At 54.8% G+C, this 5,002-nt stretch carries 4 protein-coding genes; all 4 read right to left on the bottom strand.

What is annotated here, in order from left to right:
• Positions 1–185: 185 nt before the first annotated feature.
• A complete protein-coding gene (locus ACML7B_RS09600) occupies positions 186–1,049 on the bottom strand; it encodes a putative manganese transporter (RefSeq protein WP_418540948.1) in 864 nt (287 codons plus the stop codon).
• 42 nt (positions 1,050–1,091) lie between these two features.
• Positions 1,092–1,706: an AAA family ATPase gene (locus ACML7B_RS09605; protein WP_106790064.1), complete on the bottom strand. Its 615-nt coding sequence runs from the start codon at positions 1,704–1,706 to the stop codon at positions 1,092–1,094.
• A 90-nt stretch (positions 1,707–1,796) separates the two neighbouring features.
• A complete protein-coding gene (locus ACML7B_RS09610; protein WP_418540951.1) occupies positions 1,797–2,318 on the bottom strand; it encodes a transcription repressor NadR in 522 nt (173 codons plus the stop codon).
• Between the two features lie 108 nt (positions 2,319–2,426).
• Positions 2,427–5,002: pyruvate, phosphate dikinase (gene ppdK / locus ACML7B_RS09615; RefSeq protein ID WP_418540953.1), on the bottom strand; the 2,576-nt coding region annotated here is incomplete at its 5' end.

Consider the following 5,002-nt stretch of genomic DNA (forward strand, 5'->3'; position numbering starts at 1 on the left):
CTGACAGTGCCGGCCTTCTTCACCTCTGGGGTTGCTTTTTTTGTTGCCATGATAATTCCTCCTCAATCCTCTAAAGCTTACCGCTTTAGCTGTGAACTATTATAGCACCTTTCCCTTAAAATGCAACTTTCCGCCCTATTTTCAACGATTTGCCTGTAAATCGCCGGTTTTTCCCGCTAATTTCGTTAAAATTTCAACAACTCCAGCGCCATCCCCGCCGCCATGCCGGTCGCCACAAGAAGACCCAGCAGTTTCAGGTTCTCCCTTCTGCTCTCGTTCATCTTAAAAAGGACAATCAGCCCCACCCCTGCTCCGGTGCACAGGCCGGCCATCACAGAGGCAAAGGAAATGGCCCCGCTTAAATAAAGCTGGGTGAGCATCACAGAGGCCGCGCAGTTGGGGATCAGCCCTACCACCGCCGCCGCAAGGGGCTGCACCGGGGTGTCCCCCAGTAGAAATGTGGAAAGCTGGCGGATCCCAAAGACTTCAATCACCAGGTTCAGGATCACTGTAAAAACAAAGAGATAGAGGAAGATCCGCACCGTGTGGTTCAAAGCCGGCCGCAACAGACCGGCTCCCGCCTTATGGCAGCCGCAGTGATGGCACAGCTCCCCCACTTCCTTGGGCTCTTCGATCCGACCCCGAAGCACAAGATCTGTCACATATCCCGCCAGAACAGCGATCAGGATCTTACCTGCCAGAAGAGGCAGCACCTCCCCCGCGCTCCCCGGGTTCCCAAGAAGGATCAGCACCGCTTCATCCGAAGTGGCCACAAACACCGCCAGCAGAGTCCCCGGAGAAATGACGCCCCCGGCATACAGATTGGCCGCGATCACGGAGAATCCGCACTGAGGGATACAGCCCACAAGAGCCCCTGCAACCGGCCCGGCCTTTCCCACTCTTGCAAGCCCCCTGGCCAGCTTCCGGGAACCGTGGTGCTCCAGCGCCTCGATCAGAAGGAACGCCGCAAATAAAAAGGGAAGCATTTTCAAACAATCCACGCCTGCGTGAACACAGGCGTGGAATAAGGTTTCTATGATCAGGTCCATTTCTTATCTAGCCTACTTTCTCTCGTCATTTTCCCGGCGGATCTATGCCCGGTACATCATCTCCAGAAGATCCACCGTCCCCTCAAGGCCCAGCCTGCTCACATTCAGGAGGACCTGATGGGCCTCGATACTGCCCCACTCCATGCCGGTGTGGGATTCATAGTAGTACCGCCGCTCCCGGTCGATGCGCTTGATCTTCTCCGCCGCCTTACGCTCTGACATATCATACCTCTGGGCGATCCGCCGGATCCGGTCCTCCCGGTCCGCGCAGATAAATACGTTGATCAGTCCCGGATACTCCCGCAGCACATAGTCTCCGCAGCGCCCCACGATCACGCAGGGACCCCGGTCCGCCAGCTTCCGTATGATCTCGGACTGCAGCGCGTAGACCTGCTCTGTCAGCGGCTGGGTATAATCATCCGCCGCACTCCCGGTGCGCTGGATCGGCGCCAGCACATAGCCCTCCAGGAAGCTGTTCAGGGTGGTCTCATCCACCGCCTGGGCTGTCTCCTCCCGGATATCCAGCTTCTCCGCCACCATCCGGACCAGGTTGTTGTCATAGAGCGGAATATTAAGCCTGGTGGCCAGGCAGTTTCCGATCTCATGGCCGCCGCTTCCAAATTGTCTGCCGATGGTAATGATCTTGTGCTCTGTCATAGGAATCCCTCCTTTTCTATCCCAGATGACATAAGGTTTACGGGTTCCTCTTCTGTTTCTATTATAGCCTGTTTTCGCCGAAAAGGGAATCTAGTCCTCTGCCTCTTCCACCAAAAATCCTTTTCCCGCCAACATTTTCCCGATCATATCCAGTGTCTCTTCCCGGTCTGCCCGGATCTCATGATAGTGATATCCAGAGGTGATGTTTTTCAGCGGACTGGACTTTCCGCTGCGCAGTTCTTCCAGAAAATCCTGTACGCGACGCCTGGAATCAACCCCCAGATGCGCCTCCAGCCGGCCGTATACCTTATGATTGACCACAACATTTTCCACACAGCCCCCAAGATCTACAATACTGAGCAATTCATCCTCCAGCTGCTCATCTGTATGGCACACCTTGAAAACCCGGACTGCCGGTCTTTCCTTCTGCAGAAGGATATACCCCCGGTTTGTAGAGAAAATCTCATGGCCTGACGCCCGGATAAGAGCGATATCCTGCACGATCACCTGACGGCTGACCCCATAGAACTCTGCCAGCGCCCTTGCCGCCACAGGCGCTTTCGCCTGGCGGATCCTCTCAAGGATTCCTTCGCGTCTTTCTTCCCCTGTCATAGTATTTCCCACCTCCTGCTGATCCTGATCCAAAATACAGGACAGAAAGGTCCGCCGGGTAATCCCCGCGGACCTTTCCTTTATCTCCCCATCTGGGAAATTTTAAACTTATTTGCTTGCGATCGCTGCCTGTGCCGCTGCCAGTCTTGCAACCGGTACACGGAACGGTGAGCAGGATACATAGTCAAGTCCGATGCTGTTGCAGAACTCAACAGAGCTCGGGTCTCCGCCGTGCTCGCCGCAGATACCTACGTGCAGAGCCGGGTTAACCGGTTTGCCAAGTTCGATGGCCATCTTCATCAGCTTGCCTACGCCTGTCTGATCCAGTTTCGCAAACGGATCGTTCTCGAAGATCTTGGCATCATAGTAAGCGTTCAGGAACTTGCCTGCGTCGTCACGGGAGAAGCCGAAGGTCATCTGAGTCAGGTCGTTGGTACCGAAGCAGAAGAAGTCAGCTTCTTTAGCGATCTCGTCAGCGGTAAGAGCCGCTCTCGGGATCTCGATCATGGTACCTACTTCGTATTTCAGGTCGCTGCCTGCTGCCGCGATCTCTTCGTCTGCAGTCTCAACAACGAATTTCTTCACGTACTTCAGCTCTTTTACTTCGCCTACCAGCGGGATCATGATCTCCGGCTTGATGGTCCACTCCGGATGAGCCTTCTGTACTTTGATAGCCGCGCGGATGACAGCTCTTGTCTGCATCTTGGCGATCTCCGGATAAGTAACTGCCAGACGGCATCCACGGTGACCCATCATCGGGTTGAACTCGTGCAGGCCGTCGATAATCGCTTTGATCTGCTCAACAGTCTTGCCCTGAGCGTCGGCCAGTTTCTTGATGTCCTCTTCATCGGTAGGAACGAACTCGTGAAGCGGCGGATCCAGGAAACGGATGGTTACCGGATTTCCTTCCAGAGCCTCGTACAGCGCCTCGAAGTCTCCCTGCTGATAAGGCAGGACTTTCTCCAGGGCTTTCTCTCTCTCTTCCTCGGTCTCGGAACAGATCATCTCGCGGAATGCGTCGATCCTGCCCTCGCCAAAGAACATATGCTCGGTACGGCAAAGGCCGATACCCTCAGCGCCAAGCTCAACGGCCTTCTTCGCGTCAGCCGGTGTATCTGCATTGGTACGAACCTTCATGGTGCGGTACTTGTCCGCCCACTCCATGATCCGTCCGAACTCACCTGCGATAGTAGCGTCTACAGTCGGGATAATGCCGTCGTAGATGTTACCGGTGGTTCCGTCGATGGAGATAGCGTCTCCCTCATGGAACTCCTTACCGCCCAGTGTGAATTTCTTATTTGCCTCATCCATTACGATGTCGCCGCATCCGGATACGCAGCACTCTCCCATACCACGGGCAACAACGGCTGCGTGAGAGGTCATACCACCACGAACGGTCAGGATACCCTGCGCGCTCTTCATACCGGTGATGTCCTCCGGAGAGGTCTCCAGACGAACCAGGATCACCTTCTCGCCTCTTTCTGCCCACTCTACTGCATCGTCAGCGGTGAAGACAACCTTACCGCAGGCAGCTCCCGGGGAAGCGCCAAGGCCCTTGCCCATCGGAGTAGCGGCCTTCAGAGCAGCTGCGTCGAACTGCGGGTGAAGCAGAGTGTCAAGGTTACGGGGATCGATCATAGCTACAGCCTCTTCCTCAGATCTCATTCCCTCGTCTACCAGGTCACATGCGATCTTCAGAGCAGCCTGAGCGGTTCTCTTACCGTTACGTGTCTGCAGCATGTACAGTTTGCCGTGCTCTACGGTAAACTCCATATCCTGCATGTCTCTGTAGTGTGTCTCCAGAGTCTTGCAAACATCTACGAACTGCTTGAAAGCCTCCGGGAATTTCTCTTCCATCTCGGAGATGTGCATCGGAGTACGAACACCTGCAACAACGTCCTCGCCCTGTGCGTTGGTCAGGAACTCACCGAAAAGTCCGGTTGCTCCGGTGGCCGGGTCACGGGTAAATGCAACGCCTGTACCACAGTCATCGCCCATGTTACCGAATGCCATCATCTGTACGTTGACAGCGGTTCCCCAGGAATACGGGATATCGTTGTCACGACGGTATACATTTGCTCTCGGGTTGTCCCAGGAACGGAATACCGCCTTCACAGCGCCTACCAGCTGCTCTTTGGCGTCTGCCGGGAAATCAGTACCGATCTTCTCTTTGTACTCAGCCTTGAACTGTCCGGCCAGAGTCTTCAGATCCTCAGCGGTCAGCTCAACGTCCTGTGTTACGCCTTTTTCTGCTTTCATCTTGTCGATGAGCTCTTCGAAATATTTCTTGCCGACTTCCATAACAACGTCGGAGTACATCTGGATAAATCTTCTGTAGCAGTCCCAGGCCCAGCGCGGATTGCCGGAAGCCTCTGCCAGCGCCTCTACAACTTCCTCGTTAAGACCCAGGTTCAGGATGGTGTCCATCATACCAGGCATGGAAGCTCTTGCTCCGGAACGTACGGAAACGAGAAGCGGATTCTCTTTGTCTCCGAATTTCTTTCCTGTGATCTCCTCCAGCTTCGCCATAGCCTCCATGATCTGACCCATGATCTCGTCGTTGATCTGTCTGCCGTCCTCATAGTACTGTGTACAAGCTTCTGTTGTAACAGTGAATCCCTGCGGAACCGGAAGACCGAGACCTGTCATCTCTGCAAGGTTCGCGCCTTTTCCACCAAGAAGGT

The organism is Massilistercora timonensis (assembly GCF_048354975.1).
GTDB lineage: Bacteria > Bacillota > Clostridia > Lachnospirales > Lachnospiraceae > Massilistercora > Massilistercora timonensis.